Origin of the sequence: Oceanobacillus zhaokaii (assembly GCF_003352005.1) — a bacterium.
Classification (GTDB): Bacteria; Bacillota; Bacilli; order Bacillales; family Amphibacillaceae; genus Oceanobacillus; species Oceanobacillus zhaokaii.
The window spans coordinates 3,039,846-3,060,381 of the sequence record NZ_CP024848.1; the positions used below are offsets into that span (position 1 = coordinate 3,039,846).

Genomic DNA, 20,536 nt, shown 5'->3' on the forward strand with positions numbered 1-20,536 from the left:
AGCTACGCCCCAATATATGCCTTGCGTATCTCTTGATTGTTTAATAATTCATCACTACTACCTTTTACTACAATTTGGCCGTTTTCGATAACGTAACCTCTATCGGCTATCTTTAAGGCCGCACTTGCATTTTGCTCAGCTAATAAAATGGTTGTACCCTCTTTATTGATTCGCTGAATGATCTCAAACATTTGCTTCACTATTAATGGTGCAAGACCTAAAGATGGTTCATCGAGCATAAGTAATTTTGGTTTCGACATTAATGCTCTTCCAATTGCAAGCATTTGTTGCTGTCCACCACTCATCGAACCGGCATGATCACCTTTCTTTTCTTTGAGGATGGGAAATAATTCATATACATGCTCCATAATCATCTTTAATTCCTTCTTGTTTTTCCGGTGTACAAACCCACCCATTTGAAGGTTTTCAGAAACGGACATTTCAGGAAACAACTTTCTCCCTTCCGCACATTGTACAATTCCAAGCTTCACTAGTTTATCTGGCGACATGCCATTTACTTTTTTACCAAGAAATTGAATTTCTCCTTTTTTAGGCTTCGTTAGACCACTGATTGCCCTGAATATCGTACTCTTACCTGCACCATTTGCCCCAAGTAATACAACGAGTTCCCCTTGTTTCACCTCCATATTAATTCCTTGTAGTGCAGTAAATGGACCATAGTTAACAGATACATCGGTAATATTAAACTTTAACTGGCTCATCTTCTTCACTCCCCAAATAAGCTTCAATCACAACTGGATTATTTTGAATCTCTTTAGGTGTTCCTTCTGCAATGCGAGCACCTTGATTTAATACAACTATCCGATCTGCAAGAGACATAATCATCGACATCTTATGTTCAATAAGACAAACCGTTAGTCCACTTTCTGCCATCTTTTTAATCAATGTAGACAGCCCATCCGTTTCACCAGGATTAACACCTGCGGCCGGCTCATCCAGAAGCACCAATTCAGGATCTGTAGTGAGCGCTAAAGCAAAGGCAACCCTTTTCTTTTGTTCCTGTGTAATATTTCCAATTCGTTCATCCGATAAATCGGAAATTTCCATAAATTCTAGTGCATCATAAGCCTTTTGAATACTTTCCATTTCTTCCCTTTTCTCCCGTTTCGTACGAAGAATTGCATCGAAAAGGCCTGATTTTGTTCTTAAACGATTACCGATAATGAGATTATCTAGAACCGTTTCATCTTCAAAGAGATTTGTAGTTTGGAATGTCCTAGCAATTCCAAGCTTAGCAATTTTATTTGCTGGCATTTTTGTGATATCTTCCCCTTTAAACATTATGGTTCCAGATGTAGGGCGATGGAACCCACTAATTAGATTAAAGAACGTTGATTTACCTGCACCATTTGGACCTATTATTGCATGAATGTCTCCCTTTTTAACTTCGAAATTAACTTCATTTACTGCCCTTAACCCGCCGAACGATTTAGTTAGATTTTCAACCTTGAGAATCATTACCCTACCTCCTCTACGCCAGCTCGTTTGTCCTCGTTCTGCCTATTCCCTTTTATTTTCCGCCGCCTTAATCTACTTGTAAGATCGTTAATCGCACCTGCAATCCCCTGCGGATAAAAGATGACAATTAAAAGTAAAATAGGCCCAAAAATTAACATCCTATATTCTTGTAAGAACTGTAACGACTGTGTTAAAAAGACAATAAGCAATGTTCCAATAACGGGGCCAGAAATTGTTCCAATCCCGCCTATTATTAGGTAAATTAACATCTCAAATCCTAGAAAAGTTGAGCCTATTTCCGGTCCAATAAATCGGATGAATGACGCGTAAAGTGCTCCAGAGAGAGATGCAAAAAAACAAGAAATAACAAATGCTAATAATTGATTCTTCTTAGTTGATATTCCGATTGTAAGTGCTAGCTCCTCACTATTACGTATAGCAATAAAAGTACGTCCTAAGAGTGATTGTACAATCCGCTTTGTAATAAATATGGTCAATATAAGGAAAAAAAGCAGTAAATAATAATGGGCTGTTAAACTATCAAACCTAATTGGTCCAATTGGTGATGGACTTGGGATTCCAATCAATCCCCTGACCCCGCCTGTTAAGCTATCCCATTTATCTATGATTAAATAAATAATGTAACCAACACACATCGTGTAAATCGCAAAGAAATGACCATTTGTACGAAGAGAAATTAATCCTACTAATATACCTAAAATGGTTGCTAAGACACACGCAGCAAGCAGTGCGATCCAAAAGTTCCAACCAGCTTTCACTGTTAATATCCCTAACGTATATGCTCCTATTGCGAAGAATCCAATATGTGCTAGTGATAAATTCCCAGTATATCCAGTGAAAATATTTATCCCGTACACACTGATTGACCAAATACAAACTAATGCCAGTACATGCAATATATATTCATTCGGTACAATAAACGGCATGAATAGAGCGATAACGAGAATAAGATATATTCCATTTCGTTTATTGAATATCGTTGCCATTAGTTAGCCCTCCTAACAAATAGCCCTGTAGGTTTCACTGTCAAAATGATGACAAGTAGAACGAACGCAATAACGTCTTTATATTCTCCTGAAATATACGTTGCCCCAAAGCTTTCCACAATACCAAGCAGATAACCTGCTATAATTGCACCTGGAATACTACCCATTCCCCCTATAATGATGATAACAAATGCCTTCATTATCACTAGATCGCCCATACCAGGAAAAACGAGATTTATTGGTGAAGATAATGATGCAGCGGCAGCAGCTAGTATACCTGATATCGCAAAGGTTAGCATGGCGACCATGTTAGCATTAATTCCTACCAAATAGGCCCCCTCTCTATTTTGTGCCATTGCAATTATTGCTGAGCCAATCATTGTCTTTGTTAAGAAGAAATGAAGGATAAGCATAATAATTACAGTAGCAAAGATTACGATTAACCGCTGTTGTGTAAATGTGATCCCAAAGATTTTTATCGCCTCTCCATATGGGCTAACCATTTTCTGATAATTAGGCCCCCAAATAACTTGAGCCAGTGCAACTAGAAATAACAAAATACCAATCGCACCCATCATTTGATGGAGGGCAGGGGATTTTCTTAACGGATGAAAGATAAGACGTTCTGATGAAAGGGCAAGTAATGCTGTTACCAACATCGCTAATAGCATAGCTATCCAGTATGGAACACCAAATAAAGTCATGACGGTCAATGTTACATATGCTCCAATCATATAAAACGCACCCTGAGCGAAATTAGGAACATGAAGGATTCCGAAAACCATTGTCAACCCCAATGCTACTAGGCTGTAAACTCCCCCATTAGAAAGACCATTTAATAATTGTTGAAAAAACAATTCCATTACTCTTCACCTCACTTTTTTTCTTTTAGCGATTTACCTTCTAAAGGAATAGGAATCATTCTAAACAGATTTATTACTATTTTATATTGTCATCAGTCTGTGTAGCAGGAATTACTCCCGTATAATAATGTTCCCATTTTAAGGAGTATCTTCTGTGATGGTCTTTTAGTGATAAATGAAACAACAATCATAGAATAGAAATGAAAGGAAGAGCAAACAATATTTTCATATTAAATATTCAATGTCCCTCCATCAATAATCAGGGTTTCACCGGTAATAAATGATGCTTCATCGGAAGCTAAAAATAGAACTGCATTCGCTATTTCTTCTGGTTTTCCGATTCTCTTAAGCGCATTTGCAGTAGATAGAACAGGCCATTTATCTGTCTTCTTCCAATCCTCTACCATATTCGTATCAATAATGCCCGGGGCTATTGCATTAACTCGGATATTATTCCTTCCAAATTCTGTTGCGGCCGTTTTCGTAAGTGCAATTACACTACTTTTAGAAGCCGAGTAGGCCGATACTAGTTTTTGGCCCTTAATTCCAGCAATGCTTGTAGTATTAATAATGGAACTTCCTGGCTCCATTTTAGGAATGGCATATTTCATTCCAAGGAACACGCCCGTTATGTTTATATCCATAACTTTTTGCCATTCTTCCAGTGAAATGTCTGGTAGTTTTTTCTCTTTACTATTCACGCCTGCATTATTGAATAAAATATCTAAATGTCCGTATGCATCTATCGTTTCTTGGATCAAGTTCTCTACATCGATTGGAATAGTCATATCTGATTTAATAAACGCTGCTTCGCCTCCATTCCGCTTAATTAACTTTACTGTTTCAACACCTGCTTCTTCACTAATATCGGCAATCATTACTTTGGCACCTTCCATTGCAAATCGTATAGCAGATGCCCTACCAATATCACCCCCGCCACCGGTAATAATAGCAACCTTATCTTGTAACCTCATCAAACCACCCTTTCAAAGTTCCACTAGTTGGAGAAACATTTCAGAACTTCACCACTTGTACTTCTCGAACTTGATAGATCTCCCTCTGTTTCTTGGAGAATATACTAGAACTAAAATTCGGATAATATTAAGGCTTAACTATCAATTTCCCATATGTTTTCCTGTCTGCTAAAACTTCCAACGCATTAGGAACTTCTTTATAATCGTATTCCCGGTAAATCAATGGACGTATTGCCCCTTCATCATAGAGCTTCATTAAATCATCATGAATTTTTTTAACCTTTTCTGGAAATAATCTTCCGAAGAGCCCCCAATGAACACCTACGATAGAATAATTTTTAATTAGGGCATGATTAACAGGTACTTCTGGAATACGACCTCCTGCAAAGCCAATCACTAAAAGACGTCCATCAAAAGCTATACATTTACGCGATCGGTCAAATACATCCGCACCGACTGGATCATAGATGACATCTGCTCCACGTCCATTCGTTTCTTCTTTTACAATTTTCACAAAATCCTCTGATTTATAATCTATAGCAATATCTGCCCCTAGTTCCTTACATATTTGTACTTTCTCTAATCCACCCGCAGTCGCAATAATTTTAGCACCGATAGCTTTGCCAATTTGAATAGCTGCAGAGCCTACCCCTCCTGCCCCTGCATGAACTAGAAGAACCTCTCCTTTTTGCAAATTACCGCGGTGATGTAATGCATAATAGGTAGTTTGATAGGTAATAAACATAGCTGCCGCCTCACTAGCAGACATCGAATCTGATATCACATAGACCGAATCTTCTGGAACACAAACCCACTCAGACAATCCACCATCCGGAAGTGCTGGTGTTGCAATAATACGTTGCCCTACCTTTAAATGACAATCCTTCCCTACTTCGCGAATAATACCTGAAACCTCTGCACCCGGTGTAAATGGGATAGGCGGTTTCTCCTGATATTTCCCTTGGCAAAGTAGAATATCAAAGAAGTTAAGTGATGATGCCTCAACCTCAATTAATACTTTGCCAGCCTCAACGGATGGCCGTTTCGTTTCTTGTAAATCTAATACATCGATAGGATCTCCTAACTTTGTAACCTTCCAGCTGCGCATTTACATTCCCTCCCATATTTTATAGATGATCAATCTAGTCACCGACTTTTTCTCAAATCCAAGAAATTGATCAATGTTTCTATTATTCAATGGTAGTAGTTAAAAAATTTAGATACTAAACGTATAGTATGTTAAAAATGAATTATCCCAAAAGTGCTTACACAACTTAAAAACCTGTAGGCCAATTTGCAAGGCGTCTTTCACTTTTTGACCCGTTTTTTAAGCATGCATATTCCAATGTTTGTGAAAGAAACTTCCTTGTTTCTCTAGGATCGATAATATCATCAATTAAATGCTTCCCCGCTGCTTTATAAGGGGAACTGTCGAAATTCCATGATTTCAATAATTCCTGGCGCTCTTCTTTTAGATTCTCTGATTGTTGAAGATCACGACCATACACAACGTTAATACCTACTTCAGGACCTGTAAAATTAATTTCCGCTGTTGGCCAGGCTACAACAAAATCAGCACCCATCGTTGGCCCACACATATTACCATAAGCTGCACCGATACTCTTTCGTATCACAACAGAAATCTTCGGTACAGTAGACTGGGCAAGTGCTTGATTCCACATCATTATTTTAGTTGGCATTTTTAGTTTTTCTGCCTCACTTGATACTCGAAAACCGGGAATATCATGTAAAAAGACAAGTGGAATATTATAAGAATCGCACATACATATAAAATCAGTAGCCTTTTCGCATTCTTTTGCACCTGCAGCACCTGCAAATTTCATCGGCTGATTTGCAACGATTCCTATTACTCTTCCATTGATTCGTGCCATTACTGTAATAAGAGCCGTACCGTATAATGATTTGATTTCAAAATACTCACCATCGTCAATAATTAGTTTAATTACTTTTTTCATGTCATATGCACGTTGTCGCCTTGTTGGAACGATATTAACAACTTCTTCCAATCTGCGATATGGATCATCTTTCGTTTCTTTAAAAGGTGGCTCCTTCGTCGCATTAAGTGGCATATAGCTTAAGAATTGTTTCATTTCCTCAATAGAAGCTTCTTCATTATCGGTAAAACGATCCACTTGACCAGTGTAGTTAGCATGGATCTTCCAACCACCAAGCTCTTCATTTGAAATTTTTTCACCTGTTGCTACCTCAAGCATTCGGGGTCCTGCTACCGCCATCGTAGTTCCTTTTAATTGTGTTACAAAATCGGAAGTTGCCGCAGTCCATGTTGGTCCACCAAAGCTATCTCCTAAAATAGCAGTGATCATTGGGACCTGCCGATTGTGCAGTAAAAGTTCATTTGGAAATAGCATTTGACTTATTCCATCTGAACCCATTCCGTCCGGCATTCTCAGGCCGCCACCCTCCATTAAGTTAAGCAACGGGAATCCTCGCTTCACTGCAAAATTGTGTATCGATTGCGCCTTCCGGAAATATACCATACCTTCCGTTCCTGCAAAAACCGTTTTATCCGCTGCTTGCAAAACGATTGGACGTCCATCCACTTTTGCAAGCCCTGTTATTACACCATCACCAGCACTTTTCTCTTCAAGTCCAATTTGGTCTGAATGGGCAAGCATCCCTAATTCCAAAAATGTATTAGCATCCACGAGCTTTTCTATTCTTTCCCTTGCCGTATTACTTCCAAATTCATGTAGCTTTTGAATTTTTTCTTTTCCACCACCATATTTAGCTTTCTCTTTACGTTTTAATAAATCCTCTATTACATTTTCCAAATCTCATCCCCTCTTCCATTGGATTCAAGGCATTCTTTAACTTAGCGTTTAAAGAATTTCTTTTTTTAATGATTCCCCTTTAGAATTCTCCGTAATATTTTTCCAGAGCTTGTTGCTGGTAAACGTTCAAGAAACTCAACATACCGGGGATATTTATACGCAGCCATTTTTTCTTTAGACCACTCGATTATTTCATTCTCATTGACTTTATCTTTGTATTCATCCTTTAAGACAATATAGGCTTTCACAGTCTCCCCTCTTCTTTCATCTGGTACACCAATGATAGCTACTTGAGAGATTGCTTCATGATTACTCATTAAAGTTTCAACGTCCTCGGGAAATACACTAAAACCTGACGACTTAATCATCTCTTTCAGCCGACCATTGAAGTACAGAAACCCATCTTCATCAAGTAATCCGATATCACCTGTAAAAACCCAGCCATCTCTAAGCGTCTCCTCAGTTGCATCGGGACGATTTAAATATCCTTTAAACACTCCCGGGTTTTTTACTACAATTTCCCCTTGCTCTCCTGGTAGTAAATCCTTACCTGTTTCAAAATCAACAATTCGGATTTCTGTATCATAAGTGGCAATTCCACATGTACCAAATTTTATGTTGTCAATTGGCATAAAAGTATCACATGTGTGTGTTTCACTTAGTCCATAAGAAGCTTCTAAAAGTATGCAGCCATCTGTAAGTTTATTCCATGCTGTGGCTAGAACTTGGTCAATTTTCATTCCAAAACTCGTTGCGAAGTTCAATTCAAGTGACGTCAAATTTCTTTTTTCAATCCCTGGATAATTTAGAATGGCAGCATTCATCGTAGCTATCGTATATATCTTATTTACTTTGTAGTCTTCGATAGCTTTTATCGCTACTTCCGTATCAAATCTTGTTAGTAAGATACATGTTGAGCCACTATAAACAGGAATATTTACGCCCATTACCATTCCTGCAATGTGGCAAAGTGGCGCAGAAGCTAGTGTCTTATCCGCTTGTTCAATTTGGTATCCTTGAGCAGTTGCAGCAGTTTTAAACAGAGCATTTCCAAGAGTAAGCATTGCCGCCTTTGGTCTTCCGGTTGTTCCAGATGTAAATACCATAAGACCTACATCTTCCCAAATATCAAAATTATCTACCTTTGAAATTGGCTCGTTTGCATGAATAGCCTCTAATAAATCAAAATCACTATTGATTCTTTCGATAGTAGTTTTGAGTTCATTCGGCAATGGTAATGTCGGAATATCTGGAAGAAAATCAGCGTAATTCGTTGTAATAATATATTGAAGTGATGGCGTTTTTACTTTTATATTCTCAACTAGATGATACAATTCCTGACCTGCGATAACTGCTTTAATTTCCGCTTCATTAATGAAATACTCTAACTCAGATTCCTTATACATTGGATTTAGTGGCACAACGATTGCACCAAGCATTTGAATGGCATAATGACCAATCAGGTATTGTGGACAATTCTGCATAAATAGAGCAATTCTATCACCTTTACTAACGCCCAGATTATAAAGAAACTGAGCGAAACAGCGTGTATTGTTGTTTAATTGACTCCATGTAATGTTATTTCCATAAAATACATATGCTGTTTGCCCCGGGCGCTCTAGAGCATTTTTCATTAAGTATTCATGCAATGGCTTTTCACCTAGACGGTATTTTAACGTATCCGGAACACCCTTTGGCCAACTTTTCTTTAATACGGACCTCACTATCATTCTCCTTCTTTCCTTATAAAGTGTGGCATTAAGGATCGAGCAAATTTTATTAACTTATTTTAAGAATAGTTTATTGATGAATAAATCTCGGCTCCCTTTTTTCAATAAAAGCCTGTACTCCTTCTTTTACATCATCCGTTTTGAAAACCTCCTCAAAAAGGGAAGCCTCTTTCTCAATTCCTTCTACTAAACTTAATTCTAACCCCTCGTCAACAGCTTGTTTAATTCTTGATAATGCTTGTAGGGATTTACTAGCAATTTGACGCGCCAGCTTTATTGCAGTTTCATACGCCTCTCCAGTTGCAACAACATGGTTAACAAGGCCAATATTTTTTGCTTCTTTGGCTGTTATTGGTTCTCCTGTAAACATTAGTTCTTTTGCTTTTGCTTCACCTATCAATCTCGGCAATCTTTGTGTTCCGGCTCCTCCTGGAAAAAGACCTAGCTTTATTTCTGGAAAACCAATCATCGCTTGCTCTTCAACAATCCGAATATCACAAGTTAATGCTAACTCGCATCCTCCACCAAAGGTTAGTCCATCAAGTACTGCAATTGTTGGTTTTGGTAAATTATCCAAATCATTAAACATTCGATGCATTACCATGACATCTTCCAACATCGTCGGATTACCCATCATACTTGGAAATTCCTTTATATCCGCACCAGCAATAAATGCTCGATCCCCGGCAGTAGTTAATAGTACACATACAACATCATTGTCTTCTTTTATTTCTAGAATGATATCTTTTAATTCTTCTTGTACTTGTTTTCCCAACACATTTAATGGTGGATTATCAATTTTAATAACAGCAATTCCTTCATCTTTTTTATATGAAACTAATTTTTCCATCGTTAATTATCCCCTTCCCTATAGTTGTACCAACCCATACCTGTTTTTCTTCCAAGATCCCTGCTCTTACTAATACATTAAACGGATTCATTCCTAATTGTCCGCCTTAATATCTTTCCAACACTTGTTTTAGGTAGTTCTTTCCTAAACTCAACAACTCTCGGAACCTTATATGCCGACATGTTCTTTCTACAATAAGCAATTAATTCTCGCTCATCACATTGCATATCCTCTTTTAAAACGACAACAGCTTTAACTGTTTCCCCACGATATGGATCAGGAATACCTACAACGACCGCTTCCTGTATAGCTGGATGTTCATAAATAATTTCTTCAACATCGCGTGGATAAACATTGTAACCACTCGCAATAATTAAATCTTTTTTGCGATCAATAATAAAAAGATAGCCATCATCGTCCATATAAGCAATATCGCCTGTATAAAGCCAACCGTCTCGAAGTGCATAATCGGTTTCCTCTGGCATATTCCAATATCCCTTCATCACCTGTGGCCCTTTAATAATAACTTCACCAATTTCACCTGATGGAAGTTCTCTTATACCCTCTTCCAAATCAACAATTTTATAACTGGTAGATGGAAGTCCAATTCCAACACTTCCTGGCTTTCTAATGCCAAAAGTCGGATTACAATGTGTTGACGGTGAACTCTCTGAAAGACCATATCCCTCTAATATCTTGGCACCAGTTTTCCCTTCAAATTTTCTAAGTATCTCAACGGGCATCGGTGCACTCCCACTGTTACAAATACGAATACTATCCAGACCATAAGCTTCTACCTTGGGATGGTTTATTAAAGCAATATACATAGTAGGAACCCCCGGGAATGACGTTGGTTGTACGTCTTTTATCGTTTGCAGAACTTCCTCCAGTTCAAATTTAGGCAGGATAAAGTTAGTAGCACCCGTATAAATAGGTAAATTCATGGCTGACGTCATTCCATATACATGAAAAAATGGGATAACGGTAAGGAAGCGTTCTTTCCCGAGTTCAATTATTTCTTTAAAAAACTCGTAAGTTTGGATTACATTTGCAAACAGATTTTTATGAGTTAGCATAGCTCCTTTTGAACGTCCTGTAGTGCCTCCCGTATATTGTAAAACCGCTATATCTTCAGATGGATTAATATCAGCTTGATCAGGTAACTTCCTTGCCTTTTTTAAAAATTCATTAAAACCAATTGCCATACTGTCTTCCGTATCTCTACCTTCTAAATTCACTTTTATCACTTGTCTAACAGAAGTATTGTCGATAATCTGATTTAGAACCGGTAACAAGGGCTCGAAAATAATAATTGATTCGGCTCCTGAATCATTCAAAATATATTCGAGTTCTTTGTCCACAAGCATTGGATTAAGTTGAGTTACAATTCCACCAGCCTGCAAAATACCAAAATAACTTACAGCATATTGTGGGCAATTAGGTAGCATAATTGCCACTCTTTCTCCTTTCTTAAATCCTTCCTGCTGCAGTACAGAGGTAAAAGAATCTACCATTTCGCCAAGTTTCTTATAAGTAATTTCGTTTCCATAAAAATATAATGCTACTTTATCTTCATATAGTGGGATTGCTTCTTTTAACATCTGAGGAAGTGATTTATTAGGTATCTTTAATTCCTTCTCTATGTGTTCCGGGTAATGCTTCAGCCATATTTTTTTCATAAATTATTCCTCCCAGAAAGGACTTTCGGATTTAAGATAGCGCTTACAATTACCTTTTCAAAATAAATAATATGAACGTTATCTAAGTTAGAGGTGAAACGTTTGTTCGATAACAAATGTTGAGCTGATATAGTATGACGCTTTAGCTCAAGTATATTACGTTCAAAAACATGAGTTGAATGGATCTCTCCCAAGTTAACCAATTCTTGAAATTATATAATCCTAACGTTTAAATGGAATAATTAACTATTTTGTAATTTTCTCCATAGTATTTTACCACTGGTTGTAGTAGGAAAAGTTTTCGTAAATTCTATAATCCGTGGATATTTGTATGCGGCAATTTGGTTCCTAGACCATTCCATAATCTCGTTTTCCGTTATCTTGCCAATAAAATCATCTTTCAAAATAATAAACGCCTTGACGGTCTCTCCTCTTTTTACATCTGGAGCGCTAACTACACATGCCTGTTGTACCGCTGGATGCTTATATAAAATAGACTCAATCTCGGTTGGCCATACCTTAAATCCAGAAGCATTAATCATCCGTTTTAAGCGATCTACCAGAAAAAAGTAACCTTCTTCATCCATTTTCGCTATGTCACCTGTACGGAAAAACAGTTTTCCATCTAGCTCGACATGTGATTCTTTATTTTCCTCATCTCGATTGTAATAACCTGAAAAAACCTGAGGACCATTCACTATAAGCTCGCCTTCTTCATTTATACCAAGCTCATTTCCTGTAACAAGATCGATTATTCTAGCATCCACATCAAAGGAAGGTATCCCTAAACATTGCAATTTCGGTCGGTTTGGAGGATTGAAATGCGTATGGGAAATTGTTTCTGACAAACCATACCCCTCTATATACCTTAATCCTATTCGTTCATATAATTGTTCACCAACTGCTGCTGGAAGTGGTGCTCCACCTCCTCCTATCGTTCGTAATGAAGATAAGTCATAATTATCTAATTTAGGATTTGATAAAAAGTCAATTAACATGGTACTAATATTAATCCAATGGGAACAACCATACTCCTCCATCATCTCGGCTGCATAATCACGATCCCACCGTGTCATCATTACAATCGTACTTCCCGATAAAATAGGAGCTAATGCACTATGGATTAATCCTGTTACATGAAATAGCGGTAAGGTTAGTAATGTTACAGTATCAGCAGTAACATTTAACCATAAAGCACCTCCAACTGTATTTGCCTGAAGCGTATTATTTGGGTGTACACATCCTTTTGGGATCCCAGTTGTACCCGATGTGTATGGTATTACAGCAATATCATCGTTTAAACCATTGTAATAATCAGCCTGATATGCCTCGCTCAATGCATTACTCCATGAAATATCTTCAGAGAGCGGTTGTGGTTTTTCGATTACTTCTGTTGGGAAATTATTGGTTACTTTATTTTTGTCTATATATTCCGAGTACGTTGCAACTATAATGTTTTTCAGAGTCGTATCTTTTTTAAGTGGCTTCACTTTATCATATAGTTCCTGTCCAACCAGTGCATGTTTAATTTCGCAATCGTTGACATAAAATGCTATATCTTTTGTCGTGCTCATTGGATTTATTGGAATAACTATTGCTCTTAATCGTAAAATAGCAAAAAAACTTATTAGATATTGTGGGGAATTTTGCATAAGCAATAGTATTCTGTCTTGCTTTTCTATGCCTAATGACTTTTCTAAGTATCCGGCCAGTATTTCCACTTCCTCAAGGAGCTGCTTGTAAGTAATTGACTTCCCATAATAATAAATAGAAGTTTTATCTGGATATCTCTTAGCAGATATCACTAAATTATCATATATTGTTGTCTGCGGAACTGTTAACGATTTAGATAAACTAGATGGCCAAAACTCAAAGTGATTAGTATTCATTGATTACACACTCCTATCAATTGACTAGAATGTAACGTTTCTTTCCTTATGGGAGCAAGATGAGTTTTCCTTTTGTTTCCCTTCCCTGCAGTTTCCGATGAACAAGGGCAGCATCTGTTAATGGATATGTTCCACCAATTATAAGTTCCAGCTCTTCATTATTCATATAGGTTAAAAGTTCCTGTAAACTCTCCTGATATAGTCTTGGTTTACTCATGATTTTTGGTAGGAAAAATCCTATTATGGACTGGTTACGCTTCATTAAAGTTCTTGGATAAAATTCCGATTGTATTCCACTTGCCACGCCATAAATTATGAGGCGACCAAAGGGTGCTAAGCATCTTACTGTCTTATTAAATATATCACCACCTACCATTTCAAGTGCTACATCTACTCCTTTACCATCTGTCAATTCAACAACTTTCTTCTCCCATCCGTCCTCAGTATAATTGACAAGATGGTCCGCACCTAGTTTCTTCGCTAAGGATAGCTTCTCCTCGGTACTAGCTGTAGCAATCACTTTTCCAGCACCGAACCGTTTTGCAAGTTGTACGGCTATTGATCCAACCCCACCAGCTGCAGCATGAACGAGCACTGTTTCTCCTTCTTCCAATCTACCCATGGTTTTTAAGATATGATAGGCACTTAATCCTTGGAGTGGTAATGCAACAGCTTTTTCGAAAGATATGTTAATTGGAATAGGAATCAACTTATTTGCATTTACAGCTGCATATTCTGCATAGCCTCCTGAACCAATTAATGTTACAACCCGCATCCCCTTTTCAACACCTTGAACATGCTCGCCAACTTCCTCTACAACTCCAGCAATTTCTGCACCTGGGATAAAAGGTAAAGACGTAGGTACAACATAATTTCCTTCACGTCTTGCTGTATCAGCGTAATTCACACCGATTGCTTTTACCTTTATTAAAACTTCATCGTCATTAAAGGATGGTTTTTCCATTTCGACGATTTCCAGCACTTCCGGTCCACCGAATTCTTTAAATTGAATTCCTCTCATCACTTCAATCCCCTTCTAAATGTTACTATTTTTCCTTACTAGCTTCTATTTTTTCCAAAACAACTGTCCTTCCGTCCAGTAATATTGGAATGATTGTCAATATCCCCTTCTGGCTGACATACGTAAGGTCATCCTGAAGATTATAGGTATTTAGCATTCGCCCTACTCGGGAATCACTTAATACACTTAGTCCATCTTCAGATGTATTTTCATAGAATAATTTTGCTGCCATTGAGCTATCTGTTAAGTCAACATTATTAACACCATATTCTTTTACGAGTTGTTCAATAAAATAACCGGCTCCATAAAAATCCTCCACGCAAAATTGGTTCGATGATCCAGAGCAAACAACAACTATTGTTTCACCATCATAGATTTCTATTATTCGTTTACTTACGGCCACGCTATTTAATAATGAAGCAATATAGACTTGTTTTGCTGTGGCTGACTTTCGAATAGCAACGGTCCCATTTGTAGTAGAAAGTATGACAGTTTTATCCTTCACTTGATTTTTCAAGGAGGAAGGGGCAGGATTCAAAAAACCGTCTATTGTTATGCCGTTATATTCTCCGACAAGCACAATATCCTCTTGTAAGTAATCCCTCGCTGTCAGTACAGCTTCAGCCTCATCCATAACTGGAATTACTTGTTTTGCCCCATAATCCAAACACGAAGTAATGGTTGATGTAGCAAGTAACACATCAAATACGACTGCGATTTTATCTTCATTCATTTGTACTGTATCAATCTCTTCTTTTTTTAGAAGGAGATGAATTTTCATCGTATCACATCCCCTTAGTAGAATTTAATGCATAATGAATGAGGATCGCTGTATATTGATTTAATTGCGCGAATCTCGGGTCATTTGTCTGTCCTTTATAATATCGGTAATAAATTTGCTGACAAATTACCGCAAGTTTAAAGTATGCGAAAGTAAGATAAAAATGGATGGATGATACGTCCCTACCACTTTTTCTCGCATACGTTTCCAAGAATTGCTCACGTGAAAAAAAGCCACCAATCGTTGTTACGGATGGTTTACCAATCCCCTTTTTCAACTGCTCAGGATCATCTGGCTGGGTCCAGTAGGCTAAAGCAACACCTAGGTCTGCCAAAGGGTCACCAACGGTCGTCATTTCCCAATCAAACAATCCAACCATCTCACTAAAGTCTTCTGAAAACATCGCATTATTTAATTTATAATCATAATGAATAATTGCTGGATTAGGAGAAATAGGAATATTTTCTTGCATCCATTTTGTTAATTGATCTACTCCATGAATATTATCCGTTTTAGAAAGTTCATAACGTTTAATCCAGCCATCTACCTGCCGTTTCATAAATCCAGTTGGCTTCGAAATATTCAATAGTTCTGTCTTCGTATAATCAATTTGATGTAATTCTACTAATTTATCTACCATTAACTCCGAAATTTTCTGTCCTAGCAAGTTATCATAAATTACCCCATTAGGAAACTCCGTATCGATTACAATTCCTTTTCTTCGCTCCATTATAAAAAAACGGCTACCTACAATCGTATTATCTTCAGAATAATGATAGGCTTTAGGTGCTGTTTGATAAAATGGATTCAAACTCGTTAATATTCTAAACTCCCTTTCCATATCATGCGATTTGGGGGCAACGGGACCTAAAGGAGGGCGGCGTAATACCGCTTCCCAGGACTTAACTCGTAATAGATAGGTGAGGTTTGAATGTCCTGCCCCAAATTGTTCTATTTCCAACTGCCCATTTGGAACATTAGGGAGATTTTCTCTAATGTAATGAAGCAGCGTTTTCTTATCGAGTTCCTCTCCTTCACGAACATTTATCGTATCGCTATACGAAAATTTCACTTTTTTACCTCCTGCCATATTTCTCTATATTAAATAAGCATTATACATAGCAGTCGAACAATATCCTTCTGTCCACAGTACTATCCGGATAGTATGTTAAGACTATTCAGTTAATTAAATATGTATTACTATCACTTAAGATAGTAATACTATTTATCTATACCTGAAAATATCATTTGAGAATAAATTATTACTAATTCTTCCGGTGAAACTTCCCCATCAGCCTTATACCAATTATAGCTCCAGTTGGTTATCCCCACTATTCCAAATGAAACCATATCAGCCCTTAGATTATTATGAAACTCCTTTTTTTCAATTCCTTCCTGTACAATACGTTCTACATTTATTCGAAAATTTTCCCGTTTTTGTTTAATTATTTCATTGTGTTTATTATCAAGATGTCGCATTTCTCGAAAAAACACACGTGCACTCGGGCCATTTTCAACAATATCTGTAATTAATAATCGTATTATTTCAATTAACTTTTCTTTTTGCGAACGATGATTTTTATGAATAATTTTCTTTTGCAGCTCTAATAGTTTCGTAATATAGTCATCGTGAATGTCCATTAGTAACTGTTCTTTACTTGAAAAATAGTAATAAAATGTTCCCTTCGTAACCCCTAGAGCATTTACAATATCTTGAATAGAAGTTGTACTAAATCCTTTTTTTTCGAATAACAAAATACTTTGTTTCGTAATTTCGTCTTTCATATTCTCTGACCTCGCTAGCTTATAAGTTTTAATACTCTTAATTTATCACAAGGTCTATCATATTTCATCTATGCAAATGCATGTGAACCCCCATCAACTGTTAATATATCCCCCGTTACAAAATCCGATGCTTCTGATGCAAGAAATAATGCGGCACCTTTCAAATCTTGATCGTTTCCATATCGATTCAATGGAGTTCCTTGCAGTATTTCGTCCCCGCCTTTTTCCAGTAGCCCTCTTGCCATTTTTGTCGGGAAAAATCCAGGTGCAATTGCATTAACATTAATATTATATTGACCCCATTTCACTGCCAAATCTTTTGTGAAGGTAATAACTGCTCCCTTACTTGTATTATAGCCAATCGTATCCATAATCTTAGGGTTTGTTCCCCCAAAACCTGCAATTGAGGCGATGTTAATAATTTTTCCTTTATTTTGCTTAATCATCACTTTACCGACTTCCAAACTCATTAAATAAGTCCCCGTTACATTTACATCGATAACCTTATGCCATGCCTCTAATGGCATTTCAACAACTGGTGCACCCCAAGTTGCCCCACTATTATTTACTAATATATCAATTGTACCGAAATGCTCTAACGTACCTTTTACAACCTTTTTTACATCTTCATGGTTAGCTACATCACATTGGATAGCTAATGAATCTACACCAAGACCCTTTATTTCTTCACTAATTTCCTTACACGCATCCAGCTTTCGTGAGCAGACAACAATATTTGCACCAGCTTCTGCAAATGCCCGGGCCATTTGCGCTCCTAGCCCACGCCCTCCACCAGTAACAATCGCCGTCTTTCCATCCAAGCTAAATAGATCAAATACATTCAATTTACTTTACCTCCTGAACTACAGCATATTTTCTCAACTCTAATCTAGCAATTTGGCGACGATGTACTTCATCAGGACCATCTGCAAGCCTAAGCGTTCTGGAATTTGCCCAATGGTTTGCAAGGGTGAAATCATCACTTACTCCTGCACCACCATGTGCTTGTATTGCCCGATCAATCACTCGCAATGCCATATTTGGGGCAACTACTTTTATCATTGCTATTTCCGCTTTCGCTTCTTTATTTCCAACCGTATCCATCATATAAGCGGCTTTTAACGTTAGTAAGCGTGCTTGTTCAATCTCAATACGTGAATCTGCAATCCATTCTTGTACGACACCCTGATCAGCTATCTTCTTACCAAAAGCTTCTCGTTCCTGAACGCGCTTACATAAATCTTCAAGTGCTCGCTCTGCAGCACCTATTAATCGCATACAATGGTGGATTCGTCCAGGTCCTAATCGACCTTGTGCAATTGCAAAGCCCTTTCCTTCTTCCCAAAGCATATTTTCAGCAGGGACTCTCACGTTATCATAAACAATTTCAGCATGACCATGTGGTGCATCATCATAACCAAATACTGGAAGCATACGTTCAATCTTAATTCCTTCTGTATTTAGTGGAACGAGGATCATTGATTGTTGTTCATGCCTATTTGCATTAGGATCATTCTTGCCCATTACGATAGCTATTTTGCAGCGAGGATCCCCTGCACCTGATGACCACCATTTTCGGCCGTTGATTACATATTCATCACCATCTTTTACAATACTTGTTTCTATATTTGTTGCATCACTTGAAGCAACATCTGGTTCCGTCATTGAGAAGCATGAGCGAATTTCACCATCAAGGAGTGGCTCAAGCCATTGCTTCTTTTGCTGTTCTGTACCGTAACGAACCAATACTTCCATATTACCAGTATCCGGCGCACTACAATTAAATACTTCCGGTCCTATCATTGATCTTCCCATTATTTCACAAAGGGGTGCATATTCGAGATTTGTTAACCCTGCTCCATACTCACTTTCAGGTAGAAACAAATTCCAAAGTCCTTCTGCTCTTGCCTTTGCCTTTAATTCTTCCATAATTGGTGGTACATCAGACCATCTACTTACTTGTTGATTTAACTGTTCTTTGTAAACCTTCTCATTTGGATATACGTGTTTTTCCATAAAATTAGTTACCTTCCTCTGTAATTCAACTACTTTGTCTGAGTAAGTAAATTCCATTTCCCATTCCTCCAAACATTTAGTTTTAACGCACACCACTAACCTACCGGATAGTATGTTCAGAATCTTAAGTATAATTATAGCAAACGGATTAATAAATGCAACCTTTATTTTTTTGGTCATTTTTGCGACATTTGTCATCAAATTCAGAAAGCCCTATCACTAACTGTGTTTCTAGTAGTGAGAGATTTACAAATTTGGCAGCTGCAAAGATAAATTTAGGGAAAAACTAATTAAAGAAGCGGCTATGGAAAAATTATTTACATCCGAAGTATTTAGCAAAGTTTTATCTCCTTAAGGCAAGCAGAGAACCAATGCACCAGTTGCCGATCTTTTACTATATTTGTCGTAACGGATAAAGGAATAAGTGCTAAAGTTAGAATTAGATAGATTCGTAGCATTGGGCCCGGCTTCTAATCCTGACAAAGCAAAAACAGCTATCTTCCTTACATACGGATTCCGCTGGAGTTATTAGTCTATCATCAAGTATGAACCCAATAGTCACCATGGATATTGTTTACTACTGATTAAAGGTTTTATTCCAAAGTAATATCCACCATTATTTTCAAGTTTGTTTTAACTTAATTATTAAATTAAATTATAAAGGTCAAATTAATTTGGCTAGAAACAATAAAAGAATCAGCAGCTTTAACTACTGACCCCTTTATTAATAGAACTCCCCTCCACCTTACAGCACCGTCTTCGCAATGCTACTATCCAACTCCTCAAAATCATCATAACTTATCGTCTCATACAATTCTTTCCTTGTTTGCATATCTGTAACCGCCGCTTCCTGTGAACCTTGCTCCTTTATTAATTGGAAAACGCGTTCGTATGCTTTTGCTGCGACTCGTAAAGAAGTGACTGGATAAATAACCATTCGAAATCCCATCTCTTCAAATGCTTCCGCTGAGATAAACGGTGTCTTGCCAAATTCTGTCATATTTGCAAGTAATGGAACATCAATCTTTTTGGCAAACAAGTGAAATTCCTCTTCTGTTTGCAATGCTTCTGGGAAAATCGCATCTGCACCTGCTTCGACATATGCTTTGGCCCTCTCAATAGCCGATTCGATTCCTTCAACAGCCCTTGCATCTGTGCGAGCTACAATGATTAAGGTTGGTGCTACTTCTTTAATTGCTTTAATTTTTTGTGCCATCTCTTCCGTTGTCACGAGGTTCTTTCCATTTAAATGGCCACATTTCTTCGGAAGCTGCTGGTCTTCAATTTGTACTGCAGCAACGTTTGCTTCAACCATTTCCCTTGCAGTACGTGCAGCATTAAGTACCCCTCCAAACCCTGTATCAATATCGACTATTAAAGGAAGATTCGTTGCTCGAACAAGATCCCTTGCACGCTCTGCAACTTCTGTTGAGGTGACTATTCCAAGATCCGGTAATCCTCGACTTGCTGTGTAAGCAGCTCCGGATAGGTAAAGCGCCGAGAACCCTGAATTTTTTGCTATTAGAGCTGCCATTGCATCATGTGCACCAGGTATCTGTAAAATCTTTTTATCTTGAATCAGCGTATTGAATTGCTCTGCTAATTCAATTTGTGTTAATGGTTTATCAACAATCCATGCCATTTAATTT

At 37.6% G+C, this 20,536-nt stretch carries 18 protein-coding genes; all 18 read right to left on the reverse strand.

From position 1 onward, the window contains the following. Positions 1-2: 2 nt before the first annotated feature. Positions 3-722, reverse strand: coding sequence for an ABC transporter ATP-binding protein (locus CUC15_RS15345; RefSeq protein ID WP_114917503.1), 720 nt, complete (start codon positions 720-722; stop codon positions 3-5). Then, positions 703-1,479 (reverse strand): ABC transporter ATP-binding protein, encoded by a 777-nt coding sequence (locus CUC15_RS15350; RefSeq protein ID WP_114917504.1) that lies wholly within the window; start codon positions 1,477-1,479, stop codon positions 703-705. Before CUC15_RS15350 ends, CUC15_RS15345 begins: the two co-directional genes overlap by 20 nt. Beyond that, positions 1,479-2,486 (reverse strand): branched-chain amino acid ABC transporter permease, encoded by a 1,008-nt coding sequence (locus CUC15_RS15355; protein ID WP_114917505.1) that lies wholly within the window; start codon positions 2,484-2,486, stop codon positions 1,479-1,481. The genes CUC15_RS15350 and CUC15_RS15355 overlap by 1 nt, the downstream gene beginning before the upstream one ends. Next, entirely contained in the window at positions 2,486-3,349 is an 864-nt protein-coding gene (locus CUC15_RS15360; protein ID WP_114917506.1) for a branched-chain amino acid ABC transporter permease, read from the reverse strand. The genes CUC15_RS15355 and CUC15_RS15360 overlap by 1 nt, the downstream gene beginning before the upstream one ends. Before the next feature lie 230 nt (positions 3,350-3,579). After that, positions 3,580-4,323 carry an SDR family NAD(P)-dependent oxidoreductase gene (locus CUC15_RS15365; RefSeq protein WP_114917507.1) on the reverse strand — a complete coding sequence of 248 codons (744 nt, stop codon included), beginning with the start codon at positions 4,321-4,323 and terminating at the stop codon, positions 3,580-3,582. 127 nt (positions 4,324-4,450) lie between these two features. Then, complete coding sequence (locus tag CUC15_RS15370; RefSeq protein ID WP_114917508.1) at positions 4,451-5,431, reverse strand: NADPH:quinone oxidoreductase family protein; 981 nt, start codon at positions 5,429-5,431, stop codon at positions 4,451-4,453. Positions 5,432-5,597: 166 nt separating this feature from the next. Next, positions 5,598-7,136, reverse strand: coding sequence for an acyl-CoA carboxylase subunit beta (locus CUC15_RS15375; RefSeq protein ID WP_114917509.1), 1,539 nt, complete (start codon positions 7,134-7,136; stop codon positions 5,598-5,600). 65 nt (positions 7,137-7,201) lie between these two features. After that, positions 7,202-8,860, reverse strand: a complete 1,659-nt coding sequence (locus CUC15_RS15380) for an AMP-binding protein (RefSeq protein ID WP_423241345.1) — start codon at positions 8,858-8,860, stop codon at positions 7,202-7,204. A 76-nt stretch (positions 8,861-8,936) separates the two neighbouring features. Beyond that, entirely contained in the window at positions 8,937-9,716 is a 780-nt protein-coding gene (locus CUC15_RS15385) for an enoyl-CoA hydratase/isomerase family protein (RefSeq protein ID WP_114917511.1), read from the reverse strand. Positions 9,717-9,793: 77 nt separating this feature from the next. Further along, on the reverse strand, positions 9,794-11,395 hold the full coding sequence (locus CUC15_RS15390; RefSeq protein ID WP_114917512.1) for a long-chain-fatty-acid--CoA ligase: 1,602 nt from the start codon (positions 11,393-11,395) through the stop codon (positions 9,794-9,796). A 242-nt stretch (positions 11,396-11,637) separates the two neighbouring features. Next, positions 11,638-13,284 (reverse strand): long-chain-fatty-acid--CoA ligase, encoded by a 1,647-nt coding sequence (locus CUC15_RS15395; protein ID WP_114917513.1) that lies wholly within the window; start codon positions 13,282-13,284, stop codon positions 11,638-11,640. 46 nt (positions 13,285-13,330) lie between these two features. Next, complete coding sequence (locus CUC15_RS15400) at positions 13,331-14,305, reverse strand: quinone oxidoreductase family protein (protein WP_114917514.1); 975 nt, start codon at positions 14,303-14,305, stop codon at positions 13,331-13,333. 25 nt (positions 14,306-14,330) lie between these two features. Beyond that, the gene (locus tag CUC15_RS15405) at positions 14,331-15,086 is read right to left on the reverse strand and encodes a 2-phosphosulfolactate phosphatase (protein ID WP_114917515.1); all 756 of its coding nucleotides are present in this window, start codon (positions 15,084-15,086) and stop codon (positions 14,331-14,333) included. A gap of 4 nt (positions 15,087-15,090) precedes the next feature. Then, positions 15,091-16,158, reverse strand: a complete 1,068-nt coding sequence (locus CUC15_RS15410) for a phosphotransferase family protein (protein ID WP_242985879.1) — start codon at positions 16,156-16,158, stop codon at positions 15,091-15,093. A gap of 149 nt (positions 16,159-16,307) precedes the next feature. Next, positions 16,308-16,871, reverse strand: coding sequence for a TetR/AcrR family transcriptional regulator (locus tag CUC15_RS15415; RefSeq protein ID WP_114917517.1), 564 nt, complete (start codon positions 16,869-16,871; stop codon positions 16,308-16,310). A 68-nt stretch (positions 16,872-16,939) separates the two neighbouring features. Next, the gene (locus CUC15_RS15420; protein ID WP_114917518.1) at positions 16,940-17,716 is read right to left on the reverse strand and encodes an SDR family oxidoreductase; all 777 of its coding nucleotides are present in this window, start codon (positions 17,714-17,716) and stop codon (positions 16,940-16,942) included. A 1-nt stretch (position 17,717) separates the two neighbouring features. Further along, positions 17,718-18,944 (reverse strand): acyl-CoA dehydrogenase, encoded by a 1,227-nt coding sequence (locus tag CUC15_RS15425; RefSeq protein ID WP_114917519.1) that lies wholly within the window; start codon positions 18,942-18,944, stop codon positions 17,718-17,720. A 688-nt stretch (positions 18,945-19,632) separates the two neighbouring features. After that, positions 19,633-20,529 (reverse strand): methylisocitrate lyase, encoded by an 897-nt coding sequence (gene prpB, locus CUC15_RS15430; protein ID WP_114917520.1) that lies wholly within the window; start codon positions 20,527-20,529, stop codon positions 19,633-19,635. Between the last annotated feature and the right edge of the window lie 7 nt (positions 20,530-20,536).